Below are 23,370 nucleotides of genomic sequence, written 5' to 3' on the forward strand. Positions count from 1 at the left end.
AAGTAGTTAGTAATCTTTACAGCCTAATTAATTATCAAAACCCAGGGATTATTATCCGGAGCGCTAAATTTGCCGGAGTCAGCACTGCCAGAATCAACGACCTCGCCATTTTTAGGGTTTGTCCAATTAAATTGCAGGCCCTTTCCTTTGGGGAAGGATTTAATTTCAATTTCGCCACCTTCTTTTAAAAATGAAATATATAAAGATCCGGGTTTAGCCAGTAATGGTTTTCCACCTGCCAAATCCCAACGTTTTTCTATATTAGTCATATCTAAAGAAGCTAAAATTTTACCCACCATTCCTGCATAAACAGAGCCTTCCATGTATAAAGCTTCCTCCCAGGATTTAGGTTGAGAAGACCAGGCAGTCCAGCCCTCTTCATCTGCAGTTATCTTCCATTGCCAAAGACTGGCCGCACCATATACAATTCCCATAGTACCCCCATGCATTAATTGCATCCAGGCCTCCTCGCCCTGCCACCAGCCCAGGCCATTTTTACCGTCATTCATTCCTTCATAGGTAGGCTCACCATTAGCCACACCTTTAGGGGGAAGATTATCGTACATTTTCTCTACTTTGTGATATAGGTGCGCTCCATCATGCCCTGTTTGTGCCCATTGAAAATCCAGCCACTCTTTATCCTGATGTGTCTTATTAAAGTGCATACAATGTTTACTGGGATCATTTACCGCCCACTCAGCCACATAATCATCACATGGATTATAATGCAGTCCGGTAGGCTGGCCATAACTGTCCCATTCCTGAAACATTTCGCCACTTTCTTTTACACCGGGATCATTACCGTCATGGTCTCCTGCAATAAGCCAAATTGCAGGTTTGCTGCCGTAGCGCGCAAGGAGATATTTGCAATAACGCACATATTCTTCAGGGTTTATCGTATTGCCCAGTACTTTCAGACCCTTCCATCCAAAACCGTGAAATACCGGCTGATAAACAGGTACAATCTCATGCTTAATGAGTACACCTATTAGCTGATCTAACCTTTGAAAATATGAAGGATTCAATATATTGATATGTCCATCAGACAAATCCTCAAAAGCTCTTTTGAAACCTTGCGAAGTATTCCTTTCATTGGGTCCCACGGCATTCATATCTGGTTGTAAGCTCATAAGCAATGCAGCATTAAACCCCTTTTTCTGCCTGTCGCGGGCATAGGTAGCAACCTGCTCTGCCGTTGCTCTGAAAGGAATTGCCCAGGGGGTATCTCCTACAACTAAAAATGATTTCCCGGAGTGCTGTATTACATTTCGGTTACCTTCTGCCATTTTTAGCAACCCATTGGCCAGCAATTGGTTATCTCCTCTGTATGGTTTGGCACTAACAGCACCTGTTGCCCCGTGAAGCCCCAGGTCTTGTTCATTGGACGCATAGGACAGCCATTTCCAGGTACTAATTGTATCCGGAGAGGTAAATCTTATTTTCCAAATATTATCCCCGTCCCAAAAAGCAGGCCTTTTTATAGTATCGTCTTTTTGGTTTGTAAAATCTGCCCAAACCGCAACGTCTTTATAAGGATTTTCGTAGTCTGTTTTGCTGGTAAGCGTAATTTCAAGGGTGGTCCATTGCTCTGTGGAAAGCATACTTTCCTGCGCTAACAGCACTGATGATAAGAAGAAAAAAAGTATACACTGCCGGAGTATTCTCATTTTTAAAGTACAATCTAAAACACACTCAATTTAGAAATATTTGTCGAGAATGCCTATTTGAACCTTAAACTATGGATAAATCAATATTTTAGTCATGGTATGGACTAACCATTAAATGGGGCAGTTTTGGTAATTTCCACTGAGATGTCATCCAAAGAAACTTCAAAGTGTTCTCCGGCCATTAATTTATAAAAATGAACCGCTGATTCTCTTTTTATCTTACCCTGCAGCAGGTCCGAATCAATTTCGCCACCTTCCTGTTTCCAGGTAAAAACAGAATGTTGTATTATCTGTATCAACTTATGCGCAGCACGAAATTCGGCAATATATGTAGTCATTGACAGGGAATTTTAAACTTTAACTATTAACTAAGTCAAGTCAAAAATATTGTATTTACCTACAAATATTGTAAGTTAAAAGAAGAAAATTAGTCGTTCAATTTAAGTACCGCCATGAATGCCTGTTGTGGAATTTCAACATTACCCACCTGGCGCATGCGTTTTTTACCTTTCTTTTGTTTTTCCAAAAGCTTTCTTTTCCTTGAAATGTCTCCGCCATAACATTTGGCGGTTACATCTTTTCGCAATGCTTTTATGGTTTCCCGGGAAATAATTTTAGCGCCTATGGCCGCCTGTATTGGAATATCAAACTGTTGCCTTGGAATTAATTCCTTTAATTTCTCACACATTCTTTTGCCTATGTAGTGGGCATTATCAAAATGGATAAGAGCAGACAAAGCATCAACGGGTTGCGCATTCAGCAAAATATCGACCCGAACCAGTTTGGACACCCGCATACCAATAGGGGAATAATCAAAGGAGGCATAGCCTTTAGAAACAGTTTTAAGCCTGTCATAAAAATCAAATACGATCTCTGCAAGGGGCATGTCAAAATTTAGTTCAACCCGCTCCGGAGTAAGATAGGTCTGATTCGTAATCTGCCCCCGCTTATCTATACAAAGGGACATTACATTTCCTACAAAATCTGATTTGGTGATTATTGTGGCTTTTATATAAGGTTCTTCAACCCTTGCCAGGGTAGAAGGATCCGGAAGGTCACTCGGGTTATTAACAATCAATGGAACATCCGGGTTTTTTGTAGTAAAGGCATGATAACTAACGTTTGGCACCGTAGTGATCACCGTCATATCAAATTCACGCTCTAAACGCTCCTGTATAATCTCCATGTGCAGCATTCCAAGAAAACCACAGCGAAAACCAAAACCGAGGGCCGCACTGCTTTCCGGAGTAAACACCAAAGAAGCATCATTGAGCTGCAACTTTTCCATGGAGGAACGCAATTCTTCGTAATCTTCCGTATCTACAGGGTAAATACCGGCAAAGACCATAGGTTTTACATCTTCAAAACCAGCAATAGCGTTTTTCGTAGGGTTGACTGCATCAGTAATGGTATCCCCAACTTTTACTTCCCTGGCATCCTTTATTCCGGTAATCACATAGCCTACATCTCCGGCTTTAATACTGGGCTTAGGTTGCTGTGTAAGTTTTAGAGTGCCTACTTCGTCAGCAAAATAGGTTTTGCCTGTGGCAACAAACTTTATTTTCTGACCTTTTTTGATAACCCCGTTTATGACTTTAAAATACGTTTCCACCCCCCTGAAAGAATTATAAACGGAATCAAAAACCAAAGCCTGTAATGGCTCATCTACATTCCCTTTCGGAGGAGGAATACGATCTATAATAGCCGTTAAAATTTCATGAATACCAATACCTGTTTTAGCGCTGGCCGGGATTACATCTTCGGGTTTACACCCTAATAATTCTACAATATCATCTGTTACTTCTTCAGGACTGGCACTAGGCAAATCGACCTTATTTAAAACCGGAATAATTTCAAGATCATTTTCCAGAGCCAGGTATAAATTCGAAATGGTTTGCGCCTGTATGCTCTGGGCTGCATCTACCACTAAAAGGGCTCCCTCACATGCCGCTATTGAGCGAGACACTTCATAGGAGAAATCCACGTGGCCGGGCGTATCTATTAAATTAAGAATATACGCCTCGCCTTCATGTTCGTATTCCATCTGAATAGCATGACTCTTAATGGTAATGCCACGCTCGCGCTCCAGATCCATATTATCTAAAAGCTGTTCTTTTTTTTCGCGTTCCGTTACAGAACCTGTAAAATCTAACAGCCGGTCTGCCAAAGTACTCTTGCCATGGTCTATATGGGCGATAATACAGAAATTACGAATGTGTTTCATTTTCTTACTCTGGCTATTTCAAATTGGCTGCAAAGATACATTTTTCTACTTCTTAATCCTGCCACTCGGCAATAAACAAATTGGTGTCCCGTGTTCCGCCATTGTTGCGGTTACTTGAAAAAGCCAGGAATTTCCCATTATTTGAAAATACCGGGAAGGCATCAAAAGTTTTTCCATGGGTAACCCGTTCCAGATTCTTCCCGTCTGTATCAATAAGATAGAGATTAAAAGGGAAACCTTTTTCGGCTTCAAAATTACTTGAAAATAGAATCTTTTCCCCGGAAGGGTGAAAGAAGGGACTCCAGTTGGCATTTCCAAGAAAAGTCAGTTGCTTTAAATCACTGCCATCCGCATTGCAGATAAAAAGTTCCATCTCTGTAGGTTGTACCAATCCCTGGGCCAGTAATTCTTTATATTCTTTTATGGCTTCCTCCGTTTTTGGCCTTGAAGCCCTGAAAATGATTTTTGTGCCGTCAGGAGAGAAAAAGGCTCCCCCGTCATAACCCAACTCGTCTGTTATTTGTAAAACGCCTGTACCATCTAAATTCATGGTATACAATTCTAGATCACCATTTCTGGTAGAAGTAAACACTATTTTATTTCCCTGAGGAGAAACAGTAGCTTCGGCATCATAGCCCGGCTCGTTGGTAAGTTGTGAAACTATATTGCCCTTGAGATCTGCTACAAATATGTCGAAGGAATCATATACCGGCCAAACGTATTTCCCGTTTTTGCGCAAGGGAACTTCAGGGCATTCCTTGTTGACTAAATGTGTGGACGCATATACAAACTGCTCGTTATCAGGCAGAAAATAAGCACAGGTGGTACGCCCCATTCCTGTACTTATCATGGGAGGTTGACTATCTTTGAAAGTCTCCTCAACATTCATAAGAAACATCTGATCGCACTGCATGCCCCATCCGGGATTGTTCGACTGAAAAACAAGTTTGCTGTCGTCAAAACTCCAATAGGCTTCTGCATTGTCCCCGCCAAAAGTGACCTGACGGATAGACTTAAAATGCCTTTCCTCTTCATAGATTAGCGTATCTGCACCTGCCATTACGGAGCTGGGATTTTCCTTTTTCGGAAGCTGTTTTTTGGAGTCGGTTTTGCAACCAAAAAACACTAATAAAAGAAAGAAGTACACTAAAGTTTTCATAGGATGTTTAATTTTGAACAAAATTAGACGCAAAATTGATGAAAAAAATAATTCTTGGAGTATTTTTTATACTTGCCTTCGGATGTAAAACAGAGCAACCCAAAATAGCCTCCATGGAAGAAGAGGTTAAGGTCCTCGCTAGTGATGAATTTAAAGGAAGGGAAACCGGAACTGAAGAAGAAATCAAGGCTGCGGAATATATCATGGGACTGATGACTGAAATGGGACTGGAGCCTAAAGGACATGCAGGAACCTATTACCAGACCTTTACTTTTAAACCAAAGACCGATCCGCATCAGCAAGTAGGTTTTCAAGAGGCCGGCGACAGCACAATAACCGGTACTAATGTTATTGGTTTTATCGATAATAAATCTTCAACCACCGTAGTCATTGGCGCCCATTATGACCATTTGGGCTATGGAGGTGAAGGCTCGTTATACAGAGGCGAACCAGCGGTTCATAATGGCGCAGATGATAACGCCAGCGGTGTGGCAGTACTCCTGGATCTGGCAAATAAAATCAGGGGCACAAAACTTTCCAAAAACTATCTGTTTATCGCTTTTTCCGGTGAGGAAATGGGACTCTTAGGCTCCAATTTTTTTACAAAAAACCCTACTCTTGATCTTAGCGGGGTTTCCTATATGCTTAACCTGGATATGGTGGGCAGGCTGAGGGAAGACAAAACGCTTTCAGTTAGCGGTACCGGAACTTCTCCCATCTGGCCCCAGGTATTGAATGCCTCAAATCCGGGGTTTAAACTGGTGTTAAAAGAATCTGGTGTAGGCCCTTCTGACCATACCTCTTTCTATCTGCAGGACATCCCGGTCTTACATTTTTTTACAGGACAACATGAAGACTATCACAAGCCCTCCGATGATGCAGAGAAATTGAATTATGAGGGGATGCGACTGATAAGCTCCTATTTGTTAAGCCTTGTTCAGGAATTGGATGATGATAAAAAACTAACATTCAGGAAAACCAAAAATGAGAGCGAAGAAGTACCGAGATTCAAGGTAGCGCTAGGGGTAATCCCCGATTATCTGTTTGAAGGGAAAGGGATGCGTATTGATGGGATAAGTGAAGATAAACCGGCACAAAAAGCAGGGTTACAAAAAGGAGATATTGTGGTTCAACTTGGAGACAGTACCGTGGTGGACATGATGAGTTATATGCGTGCCCTGTCTGCTTTTGAGCCGGGTGACACCACCACAGTGCAGGTATTGCGCAATGACCAGACCCTTAAGGCGCCCATTACATTCTGATTACCGCAGAAATGCACTAATTAACAGAGCCCGCTGGTTGGGCAACTAGCCCATATCTCGTAAATGGCGTAAAGAATTATGTGGAAAGGTGCAGGGCAAGCCAATATGATAATTAGAAACAATCACCCCCTTTTTTCATGTATAAAGTAAATTATTTTATAGCTTTGACGAATAACCTACCAAACTGTGAGAATCCCCTTACTAGTATTTTTGGCAATATTTCCTTTAGTTTTGGCCAGCCAGACCTATGATGTAGTTGGATCTGTAAAAGATACAGACGGGAAACCACTTCCATTTGCAAACGTGATACTCCTGAAGGCTTTGGATAATACCCAGGTAAAGGGAACTTTAGCGGATGAATCGGGCCACTTTATCCTGCAAGGCATCCCTGAAGACGTATACTATTTGCAGGCAAAATACTTCGGATATAAGTCTACCCTGGTGGCACTGGAAATAAAAAGAAACATACAAATAGGCGCTCTTATACTGGAGCCCGATAGCGAATTACTGAATGAGGTGGTAGTTACAGGTCAGAAGCCTACCATAGAGCGAAAGGCAGATCGCATCGTTTTTAATGTTGAAAATACCGTTTTGGGGGAAGGTAGCTCCTGGGATATTCTGCGAAATGCCCCCGGGGTGATTGTTATGCAGGATAACCTGGAAATCAGGGGACAAACAGCCACGGTTTATCTCAACGATCGCAAAGTGCAATTATCCGCACGGGAAGTACAGGAATTTTTAAAAGGGCTCTCCGGGGATATGATCTCCTCTGTGGAGGTCATTCCAAATCCGCCCGCCAGTTTTGAAGCAGGGGACGGCTCCATCCTTAATATCCGCACCAAAGAAAACCTAACACCAGGTTATAAAGGCAACGTCAGGGGGCAATATACCCAGGGCGTATTTCCAAAATACAGCTTTGGTACCAGTCATTATTTCAAGAACGACAAAGTGGGTATTTTCCTGAACTATACCATCAACCCCAGAAAAGAATTTAAAAGCACGGACGGCGGGGTTAACTTTATAAATGATCAGAATGAGGTGTTTGCCCGCTGGAATACAGACATTGGGGAAACTATCCGATCCCAGGATCAGCAGTTTAATTTAATGTTCGATTATAAACCTTCCGAGCGCGATCTTATAAATTTTACTTCCAACCTCAGCTTTTCCCCAAACAAGGAAATCGTAAATGAGCTACGTACCGAAATGCGCAACGGGGCCGGTGTGCTCGATTCTACCATGCAGACCCTGAGTCCCATTGATGAGGACCTGGTAAACCTTAGTTTTGATCTTAATTACGAACGGAAACTAAAGAAAGATGGAGAGAACCTTAAGGCCAATGTACATTATACCTATTATGACCTGGCACGCCTGCAACGGGGTTCCTCAGATTATTTTGATCCTGCAGACACTTTTTTGAGGAATTTTACTTTTGCCACAGATGCCATGCAGGACATTAATATTTTTACAGCAAGGGTTGATTACTACCTGCCCTTAGAATCCGGGAGTTTTGAAACCGGGATTCGGGGATCATGGATAAACACGGATAGTGGCATTGATTATTTTGATGTGAACACCAACCTGCCTCCTTTTGACATTGCCCTGTCAGACAATTTTGAATACCGTGAAGGGGTATATGCTCTTTACGGAAGTTATTCGCAGGATTGGGAGAAATGGGCCCTGAAGTTGGGGCTAAGGGCAGAACAAACCAATGTGGAAGCCCTCTCGGTAACGCTGCTGCAAATCAATAAGCAAAACTACTTTGAACTTTTTCCATCCTTCTACCTGAGCCGTAAGCTGGGCGAGGAGAATAGCCTGACCTTTGATTACAGCAGGAAGATTAACCGGCCTAAATATTCAGACCTGAACCCGTTTCGCTATTTTCTGAATGAAAATAATTACCTGGAAGGGAACCCCAACCTCGTTCCCAATTTCAGCCATAATTTCAATTTGAATTACTCCATCAAGGATACCTATTTTTTTGATGTTTATTACCGCGATAATGGCAGGTATATCAGTACATTAACTTTTCAGGACAACGAGAACCAGGTGCTGAGGGAGAGCAAACAAAATGTGCAGAAAAGTACTTCCTATGGCCTGGATTTTACGATTTCAACTGCTATTAACGACTTTTGGTCCCTGTATTTTTACAACTCCGTTTTTTATGAAGATGAAACCTTATTGGCCGAGGAAAGTACTATTGAAACCTATACCAACAAGGTGACCGGGTATTACGGGTATCTGAATAATACTTTGAGCTTATCTAAAGACGGCACCTTTACCGGAGACCTCTCTTTTTCCTATTTGAGCCAATTTCTATTTGGTTCGTATAAAGTATCTGAAATCGTCATACTTAATGTGGGTTTGCGCAAAACCCTATGGAATAACCGTGGGGTAATTTCCCTTGTGGGCGAAGACCTCCTGGGGATGGCCAGGGGCAGGTTAACCTCGCGTTATGCCAATCAGGACAACTCCCTTAGAGAGCGACCTGAAACCAGATTTGTACGCCTGGGCTTTACCTATAAATTTGGCAATTACCGTCTGAACAACATCAACCGCAACCTCCGGAAAAGCGAGTTACAACGACTTGAAAACGAATAAATGCTGTCAGTTGCTGTATTATTTTTAATTTTGCACCGCAAAGATTTAAAAGATGCCAACAATAGGCGATATCGTTTTACCCACTTTCCCCTTGTTGCTTGCCCCTATGGAGGACGTAAGTGACCCTCCTTTTCGCGCCCTATGTAAGGAGCAGGGGGCAGACCTGGTATATACCGAGTTTATCTCTTCGGAAGGCCTTATACGCGATGCGGCCAAAAGCGTAATGAAGTTGGATATTTATGAAAAAGAGCGGCCTGTAGGGATTCAAATTTTTGGCGCCAACCTGGATTCCATGTTGCGTTCCGTTGAGATCGTAGAGAAATCTAAACCCGATATCATTGACATAAACTTTGGTTGTCCTGTAAAAAAAGTGGTTAGTAAAGGCGCAGGTGCGGGCATTTTAAAGGATATAGATTTAATGGTTTCTCTTACCGAGGCCATGGTTAAGCATACCCACTTACCTGTTACCGTTAAAACCAGGCTGGGATGGGACCACGATTCTATAAAAATTGTTGAGGTAGCAGAGCGGCTGCAGGATGTGGGCTGCAAGGCCATATCTATTCACGGGAGAACCCGGGCACAGATGTATAAAGGCAGTGCAGACTGGAAGCCTATTGCGGAGGTAAAAAACAACCCAAGAATGCATATTCCTGTCTTTGGCAACGGGGATGTGGATACGCCGGAAGCAGCCAGGATCATGCGCGATGAATACGGCCTGGATGGTGCTATGATTGGCCGAGCAAGTATTGGCTACCCCTGGTTCTTTAAGGAAGTAAAACACTACCTGAAAACTGGGTCACAGCTTTCGCCTCCCACGATGGAAGAACGCGTACAGGCTGCCCGAAGGCATTTGCAGATGGCCATTGACTGGAAAGGGGAGAAGCTGGGAGTTTTTGAAACCCGAAGGCATTACACCAATTATTTTAAGGGAATCCCGGACTTTAAGGCATATCGGATGAAAATGGTGACCAGTGATGATGCTGCGGATGTTTTTGCGGCATTTGATGAAGTGCAGGAGAAATTTGGAAACTATCAGTTTGTGTAATCAGGCCAATAGTTTTTTGGTAACCCTGCTGCTGGCAATTCTCGAAGCAATAATCCCCAATACTACAATTGTTGCCAGTACAATTAATACATTCATTAGTTTGTATTCTACAGGATAGGCCAAAGAGGGGGTTATTTTTAACCACCCAAAAGCCAACTGCGACCAAATAAGCAGGGAGGCAAGAAGCAAGCCAATAATTCCACCAAAACTGGTTACCAGTATTCCCTGAACAAAATAGATACGACGTAATTCCCGTATAGTAGCACCAAGATTGTACAACGTTTTGGAATTCTGTTGTTTGTCCAGGATCATCATGATAATGGCCCCCACTACATTAAACAGGGCAATGATTAAAACCAGCGTAAAAATTAAATAGGTAGCCAGGTTTTCGGTATTCAGCATCCGATACAGGGCATTGTTGAGCTGCCGCCTGTTTTTTAGGACTATTTTATCGCCAAGCACTGCGGTAATTTGGTTTCGTACTTCGGCTACATCTGCCAGCGGATCCAGGCCGAAATTAATTCCGGAGATTTGGGTATTGTCTTTTTCCAGGATTACCTGCGCCAGGGCGAGTTCTGTAAAGACGTATTTTTTATCCAGGTTTTCTTCAAGAGCATAAACGCCGCTTACCACCACAGGCATTTCGTTATAGGGTTTTGCGCCAAAGTTCTGTTGATTGAGCGATCCTTTTCCCGGTTTCGGCGCCAGTATCTGTAAAGGGTTCTGATAATCGTTTATGGTCAGGCCAAGCAAACTCGCAATACCCAGGCCCACAACGGTCTGCTGGTTCTTTAGGGCCCAATTGCCCCAGTAAATAGCGCTATCTACTTGTGTGGCAACTCTATAGGCGGTATCGACGCCTTTTATATAAGCCACGCAACTTTTTTGCCTGTGCGTAAGATATACCTGCTCTTCCAATTCTTTGGAATAGGAAACCACCCCAGCGATCTCTAAAAGTTTTTGTTCTTCTTCAGGGCCAAGGGTAAAAAATTTCCCGTTTTGGGCAGTAGCCTTTAGGTCAGGATCAAAGATGTTACTAAAGGAAAGACTAAACGTTTTAAGTCCGGAAAAACCCGATAATACCATAAAAAGGGCTGCAGACCCTATAACGATGACCAGGAAGGTTATAAAATTAATAATGTTCACCGCATTCTGGCTACTTTTAGAGCGAACGTATCTTTTTGCGATATAGAAAGGGAAGTTCAAGTTAAGTGATTATTTGAAATTTAATTCATTGCTTTTTTGTGATTCCTTTTGCGTACTACGTTGTTAAAATTTTAAACCATAGCCCCGCTATCCTTAAAAATTTTGCCTGGTAATCCATCAAAAGTAATCTATAAAAACTCCAACAACAAAACTCCAAACAATCACTAGGATTTTTTTCTTCTTGGCAGCAGATCAGGATTGGTAATGGGGTTTTCATCCCCTTTCAGCGATTTATCAATATTCTCTATATAATCCAAAGAATCATCCAGAAAGAAAGACAATTCGGGCATGCGCCTAAGTTGGTGTTTGGTTAGTTGTGCCAGCTGATGTTTTATCAGGGGTTGATTAGATTGGATCCCTTCGAGCAGTTCAGCCGCTTTTTTTGTAGGGAAGATGCTCACATACACCTTGGCAATTGAGAGGTCTGTAGTTACATACACTTTAGAGACAGAAATGAGGGTGCCATGCAGACCGCCATCGGTTGCTGCGCGCTGTAAGATTTCGGCAAGATCTTTTTGAATGACCCCGGCAATTTTTTTCTGTCGTTGTGTTTCCATAGGGCAAAAATACGTACTTTAGAGGTTACTAAAAAACAATCCCGAACAAGTTGGTCATCCATGAATAAAATAGAGCATATAGGCATTGCGGTAAAGGATCTTGAGGGGTCTAAGCTGGTGTTTGAAAAACTATTTGGTACGGAGCAATACAAAGTAGAGGAAGTGGCCTCAGAAGGGGTAAAAACTTCTTTTTTTAAGGTGGGCCCCAATAAGATTGAGTTACTGGAAGCCACCAGGGAAGACAGCCCCATTGCCAAATATATTGAACGAAAAGGGGAAGGGATACACCACATTGCTTTTGAAGTAGATGATATTGTAAAAGAAATTGAACGCCTGAAGGGCGAAGGCTTTGTAGTGTTGAATGAAACCCCCAAAAAGGGGGCAGACAACAAGCTGGTGGCATTTCTCCATCCTAAAAGCAGCAATGGCGTTTTGGTAGAACTCTGCCAGGAGATAAAGGGGCAGAAGTAGTACTCCTTGTTTATTTTTATACCTGCTCCCGGCTGTTAAAGGAAGATGCGATGGCAGAAATTGGCAAAAAAGAAAAAAATATACAATGGCTTATTAGTGAGATTTCTGCAATCTTAGCACGTTTGGAGCATTTCGAAGCCAAAGCTTCAGCCGAACTTTCCGAGGTACATCCTAAATTTTTGAAAAGTGCCCGTAACCTTATCCATTACCGTGCGCTTCGCAAAGAAGATATAAGGCCAATCCAGAAAAAACTTGCGAACCTGGGGCTTTCCCGACTCGACAAACCAGAAAGCCATGTTATGGCAAGTTTGTTGGCCAGTAAGGCTATCCTGGAGGGCTTTCTGAACAATGAACCCATTAAAAGGCACAAGGCCGAATTAACTTTTAAAAAAAGTAATCGGATGGGTAAATCTAATGCAAAATCCTTGTTGGGATACCGTTCTAAGGGAAGGCGAACCCGTATAATGGTGACCTTACCTACAGCAGTTGCCTATGACTACCAGTTGGCCCATGATATGATTGCCAGCGGAATGAATTGTGCGCGTATAAATTGTGCGCATGACAGTGAAAAAGAATGGAGCCTGATGATTGGGCACATTAGGACAGCGTCTGAAAAGTTGAAAAAGAAATGTAAGATCTCCATGGATTTAGGAGGCCCGAAAGTGCGGACAGGGACTTTGACAGCCGGACCAAAAGTCAAAAAATTCCGACCCACAAAGGATGTGCGGGGCAATTTTATTAAGGATTGTGAGCTCTGGATGGGCCCGGTGCCATATCCCAAGGCGGAGCTGTCGCATCTGCCTGTGGCATTAGCGAGTTTGGAAAAGCTCAAATCAGGAGACATCTTGTTCTTCAGGGATACCCGAAACAAGAAAAGGGAATTTACAATTACAAAAACGACAAAAAATGGCTGCATTGCCCAATGTGCTAAAACCACTTTTCTGGAAACGGGGATGCAATTATATACCGATTCAGCGTATTCTTCTCCTCCAATCGTGGTAGGGGAAATCCCCAGGGTAGAAGGGTACATAAGGCTACACACCGGAGATTTTTTACGATTGCACAAGGATGCTGTTCCCGGCGAGCCTGCGCTAAAGGATGAGGAAAATAATTTAATAAGCCCGGCACACATTTCCTGTACCTCAGTGGAAGTATTTGAGCAGCTAAGGGAAGGGGAGCCTGTCTTTTTTGATGATGGCAAGATTGAAGGCGTTATTCGCCAGCTGGCCCCGGACGAAATGACGATAGAAATTGTGAATACCCGGAAAATAGGAAGTAAACTAAGAGCAGACAAGGGAATAAATTTTCCCGGCAGTAAATTGGAGTTCAAAGGCTTAACGGCCAAAGACAAAAAAGATCTCGCATTTGTGGTTCAAAATGCGGATATCGTAAACGTATCTTTTGTAAACCGAAAGCAGGATGTAAAAGATCTCGTTGCGGAGTTGCAAAAATTAGACCCTCCAAAAGGATTCGGGATCATTCTAAAGATTGAGACACAAAGCGGTTTTAATAATCTGTCTAAAATTCTTTTGGAGGCCATGAAGACCTACCCTGTGGGGGTAATGATTGCAAGGGGAGATCTGGCCATAGAGTGCGGCTGGGATAATATTGGCAGGGTTCAAAGGGAAATTCTTTCACTGTGCAGGGCGGCACATATTCCTGAAATCTGGGCAACACAGGTGCTGGAAAACCTCTCAAAGGAGGGGATCCCTTCCCGGGCCGAAATGACTGATGCCGCTATGGCGCAACGCACAGATTGTGTTATGCTTAACAAAGGGCCCTATATTCTCCAGGCTATTAGATTGCTGAGCACCATCTTTAAGGATATGGAGCTTTACCAGGAAAAAAACGCACGCCTTTGGCCTGCCATGGAGAGGGCGGATAACCATTGAGTTGTTTTAATGTGCTTGTGTGTGAAATGAAGAACAGCCGAAGCTAGATAGCTTTGCTCTTGCTCCAAGGGATCAAAAAATCCAAATTTCAAAATCCAAATTCCAATCGAAATGAAAGATGCTTTGGTATTTGGCACTTGTCATTTGGTAATTCTTGAGTTCCATTAATAACCAGATGTTAATAGAATACTTACGATAAAATTAAATTCCACCTAGGCTCCTGCATAACCTGGAATAAAATAAAGGACTAATTACCAAAAATAATTCTTATCTTTAAGAGAACTCCCATAATCTAACTTCCCTCCTGGTACTGCGCTTCTTATAATCTAAGCGGTTTATTTGTGTTTTTGGGTATTTGCTCATAATGTGTAATCCATTAAACCACTATTATATGAAACCAATCGATCAATCATTTTCAAAAACCTTTTTTCAGTTAGCCATTGTGGCTGTCCTTTTATTTTCCTTTTCCTGTAGTCCGGAAGCGGATATGGATGCTCCAGAAAATCTAAAAGCGGTTAATGCGAAGTCTAAAAAGGGTAAAAAGGTAACAAGGGCTTGGAGAGGTAAGTTTAGCAACGTGGCAGACCAGAATCAACCTATAGTGGCTTGCATTCCAGAAGAGGCAGGAGTCCTATTGACCACAAATATCATTTCTGGAAATATGACCCATCTAGGAAAAATACAGCCAGGAAGTTTTGGAAGGCCACAAGAAGGAACCTGCTTTCTGACCAGCGAAAATTCGGTTCGGGTTATTTTTTACGTCAATTATATTGGCGCTCATGGCGATATGATTACCACAGTAGAAGATGTAACCTTAATCATTGATTTCGAGGCCGACCCGTTTGGCCAGGTCGGCACTTTTGAGAATAGCAGAGATACTGACGGCAACATCATTCCAATAGAAATATTGGAAGGCACAGGGAGGTTCGAAGGAGCTGAGGGAGAATTGCTTTTTAAAGACGCAGTCTTTAGCCCTGGACCTGATGGTAATATACTATCCACCTGGGAACTCCAGGGGGAGATTACCTACTAGTATTATTAATTTGTAAAACGTCAAACAAAAAATAAGCCCACACTCCTAAGAGAATGTGGGCTTTGCGCTTTAAGTGGTCCCACCCACCCCTTCGTTTTACTTCGGAGGACAAGCCCACCAGAGGCGGGCGCGCCCGCCTGCGGCGGGCAGGCTGGGCTTCCCGCCCAAGTTTGTTTACAAAAAAACCCCAGCTTACACTGAGGTTTTTGGTTCCACTTCGTGGTCCCACCTGGGTTAGATCGCTCCGCTCTTGAACCGGACAGAGCATTAATCAAGTGCCCGGTAGACATTTTTGATTATAGGGCCAGGATTTATCTCTTATATAACTATTTGTCAACTTGCCAACTTAATAGGTATCCGAATTTTAAGCCTTTGTACTTTTTTAGAACCTCGACAAAAATGTTTTCCTGATATAAGCTTTAATAACAACTAAAAAATCTTGTCGTTTTTCGCATCTTTTTCATAGTAATGACAACTTTAATCCCAAAAAACTTTACTGCCTTACAAGCTTTTTCGTTCTATTATCTTCAATTTCAAAGTATCAAAGAGTATTTCACTTGCCTCGTAGGTCATTTCACCTCCTAATTATGACGATTCAGTAAAATTGAATTCATTTACAACCCAACTCCTGCCTACATTTGTGGTATAATAACAATAACGAATTAACAATTAAAACTTAAAAATATAGATCATGAGAAAAGCAACTTTAATAGTAGGAATAGTAAGCACGACGCTCTTACTGGCCTTTAATGGAACAAGTCTTTACTCTAATGACTTGGAAGCCAACGATAAGAATAAAATGTTTACAAACGCTTTTGATACCTATTCTAATAATCCATCTTTAATTTCAAATACTGATTTCTGTTGGCTTGATGACATCGTTTACATTGAAGAAAATGAGCAAATGGTTTTGGGCTTTGACACCTCATTGTATTTACCTCTTGGGTTCAATGCCTATAAAGGAATGTCTTTTGATATCAGTGAAATAGATTATGTTGAAATAGAAGGAGAAATTGACTTAGGATTCGACACTAAAGATTACCTGCCACTTGGTTTTAATCCTTATGCCGAAGCAGGATTGAAATTAGCAGACATTGAATATCTGGAAATGAATGAAGATATTGATTTGGGGTTTGATACAAAACAATATCTGCCAGAAGATTTTAATCCCTATGCAGTAGGAGAGCTCAATTTAGATGAGATCATTTACATTGAAGAAGAAGAAGAAGAGGCGATTGAGCTAGGGTTTGACCCCAGCATGTATCTTCCTCAGGATTTTAATGCCCTGAGTTTATAAAACATTGACTTGAGTTTGTTGTTGCTCCCTAAGCCCTGTCTTTGCAAGATAGGGCTTGGTTTTAGGGCGATAGTCTAAAATCAATTGGCCAAAGAAATTCGTGTAAATTTGTAAAACAAGTGCCATTCCTTATCAATACGCAGTAACATGTTAAGACAAATAAAAGTAAAACGATCCCAATTAGTAAAGGTGTCTTTAGTTTTTGCCGTATTGGTTTCGCTACCCAAGACCATATATATCTACAGCAAATTCCACGAAGGTGATATGGATTTTTCTATAGATTGGGTGGTTGATTTTTTTATAAAATTTGTTTTTTTCTTTTTGTTTTCATGGCTCATTTTACAACTAAATTCTAACTGGGGGTATTTTTTCACAAAATATAAAAAAGCAACAAGGGTAATTGCCGTGGTTATTTTAAATCTCGTCATCCTTTTGATAGGAACGCCAATACTTGATTTTATTTTTACCTTTATTATTGGCCACCCATTGCCTGAGGTGGAAAAAGGTTTCTTATTGGTTGAGCTCACTGTGCTGGTAATAATCCTGCTTTTCGTAGCCAGAATACTCAGACTTCAGATGGTATCACAACTAAGTTTAATTGAAAATGAACGGCTAAAACAGCAAAATCTCCAAACTGAATTAACCGCCTTAAAAAATCAAATAGACCCTCATTTCCTTTTCAACTCCTTAAATTCACTAAGCTGTTTAATCAGGGATAATGACAAAGCAACCCAATTTGTAAAAAAGCTGTCGTTCATGTACCGTTATATTTTACAGAGCGGAGACAGGGACATGGTATCCTTAAAAGAAGAACTTAAATTCTTGGATAGTTATTGCTATTTAACAAAAACCCGATATAGAGATCGATTTACTATTGATATTAAAATTGATGAAAAATACCTTGAAAAAGAAATCCCGCCATTGGCACTGCAATTACTTGTTGAGAATGCAGTAAAGCATAATGAGATATCCGAAATCAATCCATTGACTGTGAAAATATTTTACAAGGATGGGTTTATCTTTGTTGAAAACAAGATACAACCCAGAACCGTAATGTCTGAAGGCACCGGACATGGGCTGGTAAACCTGGACAAAAGATATTTTTTAATTGAAAAGCAAAATATTGTAATTGCGAAAGACAATAATACATTCAGTGTTAAGCTGCCTTTAAAATCAGGAGAATGAAAGTAGTTATTGTTGAAGACGAGCTAGCGGCAAGTGAAAATCTGACCTATTTACTTAAGAAACTGAATCCCAATATTGAGATCCTTGCCGTTTTAGATTCTGTAAGATCCTCAGTTGAATACTTTTCTGCACCTAACGATGCTGAATTAGTGTTTATGGACATTCATTTGGCCGATGGGCTTTCTTTTGAAATATTCGATAAAGTTAAAATAACAAAACCGGTAATTTTCACCACAGCCTATGATCAGTATGCACTAAAGGCTTTTAAGGTAAATAGTATTGATTATTTATTAAAGCCCGTTGATGAAGATGAACTGGGAAAAGCGCTGACTCAATTTGAAGTTCAATCGCAGACAGATGCCTCCTCTAATATTCAGATGGAAGGGCTGTTAAATCTTATCAAAGCCAATAATAAAACATACAAAACAACGTATTTGGTGAGTTACAGAGACCAATTGATCCCAATTAAAACCTCAAGTATTGCGTATCTATATATAGACTCCGGTATCGTTAAGGGGATTACCAAAGACAATAAAAGTTATACCCTTGATAAAAAATTAGAAGATATAGAAAATGAACTAGACCCATCATGCTTTTACAGGGTCAACAGACAACTCATAGTTCATAAAGATGCTATTGCAAATATCAAATATTATTTCAACGGAAAGCTGATCCTAAATGTATTGCCTGTTTTTAAAGAACAAATTGTGGTTAGCAAAGCTAAATCTAAAGCGTTTAAAAAATGGATCAATTCTTAATCTAGTTAGTTGATTAGGATGCAGAAATGCAAAAACCCGCACCATCTTCTAGTGCAGGTATATGCTGTTTAAGTTTGTGGCCCTAACCTGACCCCTGAAGCCTGGGCAATCAATGAAAAAGGTGAAAAAGTGCAAGCTGCATCGTGGTTTATGGGGGTTTGTCCTACCGAACCCGGTTTCCGTCAGTATCGTTTTGGCCAGCTACGGGATTTACTTTTGGAGTATGATCTGGATGGTGTTTGGATGGACTATGTGCATTGGCATGCACAGTTTGAAGAACCTGAGCCCATCTTGCCCGAAACGTGTTTTTGTGATCATTGTCTTGATAATTTCTCAAAAGATTCAGGAATCGAAATACCGGACGGAATTACCTCAAAGAAGGCACTATGGATACTGAACAACCATGATGAATCATGGCGTAATTGGCGATGCGAGGTGATTTATGATTGGACCTATGAAATAAAAAGGATTATCAAGGAAATCAAACCAGAGGCGCTCCTTGGACTTTATCATTGTCCATGGGACGATCAGGAATTTAATAGTGCAAGGCGTTCCATACTGGGACTCGACTATAATCTATTAAAAGAAACCATCGATGTATTTTCTCCTATGGTAAACCATAGGAGAATGGGAAGAGAGCCCGCTTGGGTAAAAGAGAATATACGCTGGTTTAGCAATCGACTAAATATCAGAAAGGATTCTTATCCAAAAGTATGGCCTATAGTCCAAGCATATAATAACCCGGGTATCATTTCCAATAAGGAATTTGAAACTGTTCTGAAGGGTGGACTGGCAGGCAAATCTAGCGGAGTGATGATGTTTACAACTTCTGCCGTAGCTGAAGATGAAGGTAAAACAGAAGTGATGAAAAATGTGTATACTCATAACTAAGCAGCCGTGGAGCCTTACTAAATCTTCCAAAACCCCTATGACCATTGGATTAAAAAGAAAAAGTCCAGCTTAGTAAATAAGCTGGACTTGTAATCTTGTGGTACCACTCACCCCTTCGTTTTACTCCGGAGGACACGCTACTACTTATAACCAAACCGTTGATAACATTAAAATAACCTCATCTTTATTTAATATTTTTATAAATATTTTAAATTAGAGATTTTCTTAATTAAGTTTTTTGGTCTTTTCTTAAATAAGCTGTAGATTTGATAAAAAAAGATGAAGAATTTTAATTCAGGAGAATATTTAAGTCAAGGTACATTTAAAAGTTTTTCTCCTGAAAAAATTAATCGGCAATGGTCATTGGATGACATAGAAGTCATTAATCTATTAAGTAAAGCAGATAGACAATTGGGAAGATTAGACATGTATTCTGAATACATACCTAATATCGACTTGTTTATTAGCATGCATGTATTAAAAGAAGCGACTCAATCAAGTAAAATTGAAGGCACTAAAACCAATATCGCTGATGCATTACAAAGTAAATCTGATATATCAGAAGAGAAAAGAAATGATTGGGAAGAAGTTCAAAATTATATTGAAGCACTCAACACCGCAATAAAAAGCTTAAACGAAATTCCTTTCTCATCCAGATTAATAAAACAAACTCATAAAATACTATTGCAAGGAGTAAGAGGGAAACATAAAATCCCTGGAGAATTTAGGACTAGTCAAAACTGGATAGGTGGAGCGTCCATATCAGATGCGGTTTTTATTCCTCCAAATAAATCAGATATCGGAGAATTAATGAGTGATCTGGAAAAATTTGCCCACAATGAAGAAATAATACTTCCGGATTTATTAAAAATAGCGCTAATTCATTACCAATTTGAAACGATACATCCATTTTTAGATGGTAATGGTAGAATTGGCAGATTGATGATTACACTATACCTGGTTGAAAAAGAAATATTAAAAAAACCTATACTTTATTTATCAGATTTTTTCGAAAGAAATAGAAGTTTGTATTACGATAATTTAACAAGGGTTAGAGAAAAAAATGATATTCAGCAATGGTTTAAATTCTTTCTTGTTGGCGTTACAGAAACAGCCAAAAGTAGTATTGATACTTTCGATAAAATATTAAAGCTACAAAAAGATGTAGATAAAAAATTACAAAAACTAGGTAGCAGAATGAATAACGGAAGAGCAGTAATAAATCATATGTATCAACACCCTTTAATTGACGCTAAAAAAGTTAAAAGTATAACTGATTTATCGATGCCTTCAGTCTACAAGCTAATCGCAGAGTTGGAACAACTTGAAATAATTCAGGAATTAACAGGTGCAAAACGCGGAAAGCAATATTGGTTTCCTGAATATATAAAAATATTTAACTAAAATCATTTGCCAACAATTGCTCTAAGTAGACGGCCACAGGCTGACAGGTAGCTCCTTCATTTTATTTCGGCAACACCTAAAAGTAGTAGGATACATACGCCGGCATTGGCTAACCAGGAAGGATTTAAAGTAACTTTCCTTCGTCTAAAGAATTTGCAGCAACCGAAAATAAGTAGTAATATTGCAGTCCAAAATTTGGCATAACCGGTCCTATACCTGCGTCCACCTGACGGCACGGCAGGAGGGGCTCAGCTGGTTAATGTTTTTTGAAATGCGCATTTGCGAAATTGGTCCTATAGCTCAGCTGGTTAGAGCACCTGACTCATAATCAGGGGGTCCCTGGTTCGAGCCCAGGTGGGACCACTAGTAAAATCAAGGCTTTCAAGGATTCATTCTTGAAAGCCTTTTTTATTTGCACGCAATTTGCACGCAATAACTGTTAAAATTCTATTGGTTTCATTTGTGTTTAATTCAATACAAAATCAATTACATTTTTGTATTCATTGGACTAATATCAATTACATATGTGCAATAGCATACCTAGTATCATTCCCCCAACTCTTATCATAAATTACCAATGCATGGTTCCTGCTCTGTTTTTGTAGCGCTCGAGAAGATAAGCCTAGAACAAAAGCGGAATAGGGTCCGGCTACTTGAAAGAATTCCCTTAATCCAGAATTCCAGCCTATTTCCACTCCATTACGCAAGCTCCATTTTGGAAAATAAGCTTCATTCAAGATTCTTGTACATAACCCTAAAAATGGATCTTCTGTACCAATAAGGAAATATTTATTCCAATCTAATAAATAGTTTATTGAGCGACATATTATTTTTAGGGTTAAGTCCGCTTAACCTGTAATTCGACTTTCCGTTTTGTTCCACTCCCTGTTGGGGCGGCACTCTTCCAAATCGGTTTTGGTTCCACCACCCATATCGCCGCTATCCCTTTTTTTTGTAAGCAAAATAACAATATCCGTTCTTGGCGACGGCATAAACCAGGCTCGTGCCTCGCTCTTATTTATACGTCTTACCAAGCCTGGATATTGTAGGTGTAACAGCATCAAAAAAAGGGAATCGCGACGGCACTATGGGAAGTAAATCTAAAACGAATCTTATGAAATCGTACAGAATCAACAAAAAGAAAGCGGAACAAAAGTTAAAAATCAAAAAATGGGAAAACACTCAAGATATAATAAGTAAATCAGTTTCAAATGCTGCTCGAAAGGTTCGGACAGCGCTTAATAATCCTTTAAATTTTTTAATTATGAGTAATCTAAGAAACAAAGTCCAATTAATTGGCAACGTAGGGAACGATCCCGAAATGACCGTTTTGGAGAACGGTAAAAAAGTAATCCGATTTTCATTGGCTACCAATGAAAACTACAAAAACGCCCAAGGCGAGAAAGTACAAAGTACGGAATGGCACAATATGGTTGCCTGGGGCAAGACTGCTGAAATCATCGAACAGTATGCAAGCAAGGGCAAGAAAATTGCCATTGAGGGCAAATTGACAACCCGAAGCTATGAAAGCACAGAAGGCGAAAAACGCTACATCACAGAAGTGATAGTTAGCGAGGTTTTACTATTAGGAGCCAAGGACGAAAACAGGGCAGCCTAAAATGAATATTTGAAAATTAAAGAGGGCATCTCTGGCGAAAGTTCTGCCCTCTTTTTCATTACCAGTAACAATTAAATTAAAAGCAATGAAAGACAAAGTTAATGAAATCACGATAAGTTATAAAGAGCGCATACCTGCCCCATTTTGGCGCAAAATAAATTCCTCCCAAGATGCAGCTGATCTTCTTTTTCAGCATTGGGACAAGCGGACTATCCAAGTACAAGAATCTTTTAAGGTAGTTCTATTGAACAACAGTAACAAAGTAAAGGGTATTTACCAATTGTCCAAAGGTGGGATTACAGGAACAATCGTCGATTTACGCATACTTTTCGCGGTGGTTCTAAAATCCCTTTCAGTGGCAATTATCCTGACCCACAACCACCCTAGCGGAACGTTAAAAGCTAGTGAAGCAGATAGGAAGATTACCGAAAAAATAAAAAAAGCTGGAGAATTTTTGGACATTAAAGTATTGGATCACTTGATCATTACACCCAATGGCGAGTATTACAGTTTTGCGGATGAGGGTATTCTATAATCACTAAAATCCGAAATCATGGTACATCTGAATTATAACAACCCTAACGAACAGACTCAAGAATTTTTATTGTCCAAATCCAAAAAGGAAATCGAACAGGATTTTGGAAACGATCTCAAGGCCTAAGCTATAGAAAATGGGCTTTACTATTAATAAATAGTGAATCCACATTGGAATTCCCTCCCCAAATCTTACCATAACTTACCAGCGCATGGATCCTATTTTGTTTTTAAAGTATTCGGGAAGATAAACGTCATTAAAAACAATAATAGGGCGCATCCTATCTTTTGGCAAATTTTCCTTAGTCTCTTTTTTTATTATTTATTAAACAGAATATCAATAGCATTTATCTAAATCCATTGCGCAATCCTTAAAAATCCATTGAAATAAATCCTAAAATCAATAACATTTCAGGGACTGGGAAGAAACGCCTTTACCTTGAGAGAAAGGTATTTCAATTTGCCCCTGCGGGGAAAAAAGGAATAGCAAGAGGATAACACGCTAAAGCGATGTTATAGTTTTTGATTTCATTTTCAAAATATTGAAAATGAACGGATTAAAGGGATTT

Annotated in this window: 20 protein-coding genes and 1 tRNA gene; 14 read left to right on the plus strand and 7 right to left on the minus strand. The window is 40.3% G+C overall.

The features are described from left to right. Positions 1 to 23 precede the first annotated feature (23 nt). The 4 genes from WBM60_RS04500 to WBM60_RS04515 form a co-directional block, all read right to left on the minus strand. Positions 24 to 1,667 (minus strand): DUF4038 domain-containing protein, encoded by a 1,644-nt coding sequence (locus tag WBM60_RS04500; protein WP_424276559.1) that lies wholly within the window; start codon positions 1,665 to 1,667, stop codon positions 24 to 26. Between the two features lie 104 nt (positions 1,668 to 1,771). Next, a complete protein-coding gene (locus WBM60_RS04505) occupies positions 1,772 to 2,005 on the minus strand; it encodes a GTP-binding protein LepA (protein ID WP_424259211.1) in 234 nt (77 codons plus the stop codon). Between the two features lie 89 nt (positions 2,006 to 2,094). After that, positions 2,095 to 3,891, minus strand: coding sequence for a translation elongation factor 4 (gene lepA, locus WBM60_RS04510; RefSeq protein ID WP_424259210.1), 1,797 nt, complete (start codon positions 3,889 to 3,891; stop codon positions 2,095 to 2,097). 52 nt (positions 3,892 to 3,943) lie between these two features. After that, positions 3,944 to 5,050, minus strand: coding sequence for a TolB family protein (locus WBM60_RS04515; RefSeq protein ID WP_424259209.1), 1,107 nt, complete (start codon positions 5,048 to 5,050; stop codon positions 3,944 to 3,946). 38 nt (positions 5,051 to 5,088) lie between these two features. Here WBM60_RS04515 and WBM60_RS04520 point away from each other — a divergent pair, with 38 nt between their 5' ends. The 3 genes from WBM60_RS04520 (at position 5,089) to dusB (ending at position 9,955) form a co-directional block, all read left to right on the plus strand. Next, positions 5,089 to 6,312, plus strand: a complete 1,224-nt coding sequence (locus tag WBM60_RS04520) for a M28 family peptidase (protein ID WP_424259208.1) — start codon at positions 5,089 to 5,091, stop codon at positions 6,310 to 6,312. 186 nt (positions 6,313 to 6,498) lie between these two features. Then, the gene (locus tag WBM60_RS04525; protein ID WP_424276560.1) at positions 6,499 to 8,910 is read left to right on the plus strand and encodes an outer membrane beta-barrel protein; all 2,412 of its coding nucleotides are present in this window, start codon (positions 6,499 to 6,501) and stop codon (positions 8,908 to 8,910) included. A gap of 52 nt (positions 8,911 to 8,962) precedes the next feature. Next, positions 8,963 to 9,955 carry a tRNA dihydrouridine synthase DusB gene (gene dusB, locus WBM60_RS04530; RefSeq protein WP_424259206.1) on the plus strand — a complete coding sequence of 331 codons (993 nt, stop codon included), beginning with the start codon at positions 8,963 to 8,965 and terminating at the stop codon, positions 9,953 to 9,955. Here the strand turns inward: dusB and WBM60_RS04535 are convergent, their stop codons facing one another. Next, positions 9,956 to 11,161, minus strand: coding sequence for an ABC transporter permease (locus WBM60_RS04535; protein WP_424276562.1), 1,206 nt, complete (start codon positions 11,159 to 11,161; stop codon positions 9,956 to 9,958). Positions 11,162 to 11,325: 164 nt separating this feature from the next. Then, a complete protein-coding gene (gene rbfA / locus WBM60_RS04540) occupies positions 11,326 to 11,718 on the minus strand; it encodes a 30S ribosome-binding factor RbfA (protein WP_424259204.1) in 393 nt (130 codons plus the stop codon). 60 nt (positions 11,719 to 11,778) lie between these two features. Between rbfA and mce the strand changes: the two genes are divergently transcribed. From mce to WBM60_RS04585, 9 genes are all read left to right on the plus strand, one after another. After that, positions 11,779 to 12,189, plus strand: a complete 411-nt coding sequence (mce, locus tag WBM60_RS04545; protein WP_424259203.1) for a methylmalonyl-CoA epimerase — start codon at positions 11,779 to 11,781, stop codon at positions 12,187 to 12,189. Between the two features lie 50 nt (positions 12,190 to 12,239). Beyond that, on the plus strand, positions 12,240 to 14,081 hold the full coding sequence (locus tag WBM60_RS04550) for a pyruvate kinase (RefSeq protein ID WP_424259202.1): 1,842 nt from the start codon (positions 12,240 to 12,242) through the stop codon (positions 14,079 to 14,081). A gap of 391 nt (positions 14,082 to 14,472) precedes the next feature. Then, positions 14,473 to 15,114 (plus strand): hypothetical protein, encoded by a 642-nt coding sequence (locus WBM60_RS04555; protein WP_424259201.1) that lies wholly within the window; start codon positions 14,473 to 14,475, stop codon positions 15,112 to 15,114. Positions 15,115 to 15,805: 691 nt separating this feature from the next. Beyond that, positions 15,806 to 16,411: a hypothetical protein gene (locus WBM60_RS04560; protein WP_424276824.1), complete on the plus strand. Its 606-nt coding sequence runs from the start codon at positions 15,806 to 15,808 to the stop codon at positions 16,409 to 16,411. A 147-nt stretch (positions 16,412 to 16,558) separates the two neighbouring features. After that, positions 16,559 to 17,596 carry a sensor histidine kinase gene (locus WBM60_RS04565; RefSeq protein WP_424274962.1) on the plus strand — a complete coding sequence of 346 codons (1,038 nt, stop codon included), beginning with the start codon at positions 16,559 to 16,561 and terminating at the stop codon, positions 17,594 to 17,596. Then, the gene (locus WBM60_RS04570) at positions 17,593 to 18,354 is read left to right on the plus strand and encodes a LytR/AlgR family response regulator transcription factor (RefSeq protein WP_424260894.1); all 762 of its coding nucleotides are present in this window, start codon (positions 17,593 to 17,595) and stop codon (positions 18,352 to 18,354) included. Before WBM60_RS04565 ends, WBM60_RS04570 begins: the two co-directional genes overlap by 4 nt. Before the next feature lie 129 nt (positions 18,355 to 18,483). After that, positions 18,484 to 19,245, plus strand: a complete 762-nt coding sequence (locus WBM60_RS04575; protein ID WP_424260896.1) for a hypothetical protein — start codon at positions 18,484 to 18,486, stop codon at positions 19,243 to 19,245. 279 nt (positions 19,246 to 19,524) lie between these two features. Continuing rightward, a complete protein-coding gene (locus WBM60_RS04580) occupies positions 19,525 to 20,649 on the plus strand; it encodes a Fic family protein (protein WP_424260898.1) in 1,125 nt (374 codons plus the stop codon). Positions 20,650 to 20,938: 289 nt separating this feature from the next. Then, positions 20,939 to 21,012, plus strand: a tRNA-Ile gene (locus WBM60_RS04585). Positions 21,013 to 21,497: 485 nt separating this feature from the next. Here the strand turns inward: WBM60_RS04585 and WBM60_RS04590 are convergent. Next, complete coding sequence (locus tag WBM60_RS04590) at positions 21,498 to 21,683, minus strand: hypothetical protein (protein ID WP_424276823.1); 186 nt, start codon at positions 21,681 to 21,683, stop codon at positions 21,498 to 21,500. 230 nt (positions 21,684 to 21,913) lie between these two features. Between WBM60_RS04590 and WBM60_RS04595 the strand changes: the two genes are divergently transcribed. Beyond that, positions 21,914 to 22,267, plus strand: a complete 354-nt coding sequence (locus WBM60_RS04595; RefSeq protein ID WP_424263294.1) for a single-stranded DNA-binding protein — start codon at positions 21,914 to 21,916, stop codon at positions 22,265 to 22,267. An 85-nt stretch (positions 22,268 to 22,352) separates the two neighbouring features. Then, complete coding sequence (locus tag WBM60_RS04600) at positions 22,353 to 22,802, plus strand: JAB domain-containing protein (protein ID WP_424282801.1); 450 nt, start codon at positions 22,353 to 22,355, stop codon at positions 22,800 to 22,802. Positions 22,803 to 23,370: the final 568 nt, after the last annotated feature.

This window comes from Eudoraea sp., assembly GCF_049669105.1.
Taxonomy (GTDB): domain Bacteria; phylum Bacteroidota; class Bacteroidia; order Flavobacteriales; family Flavobacteriaceae; genus Eudoraea.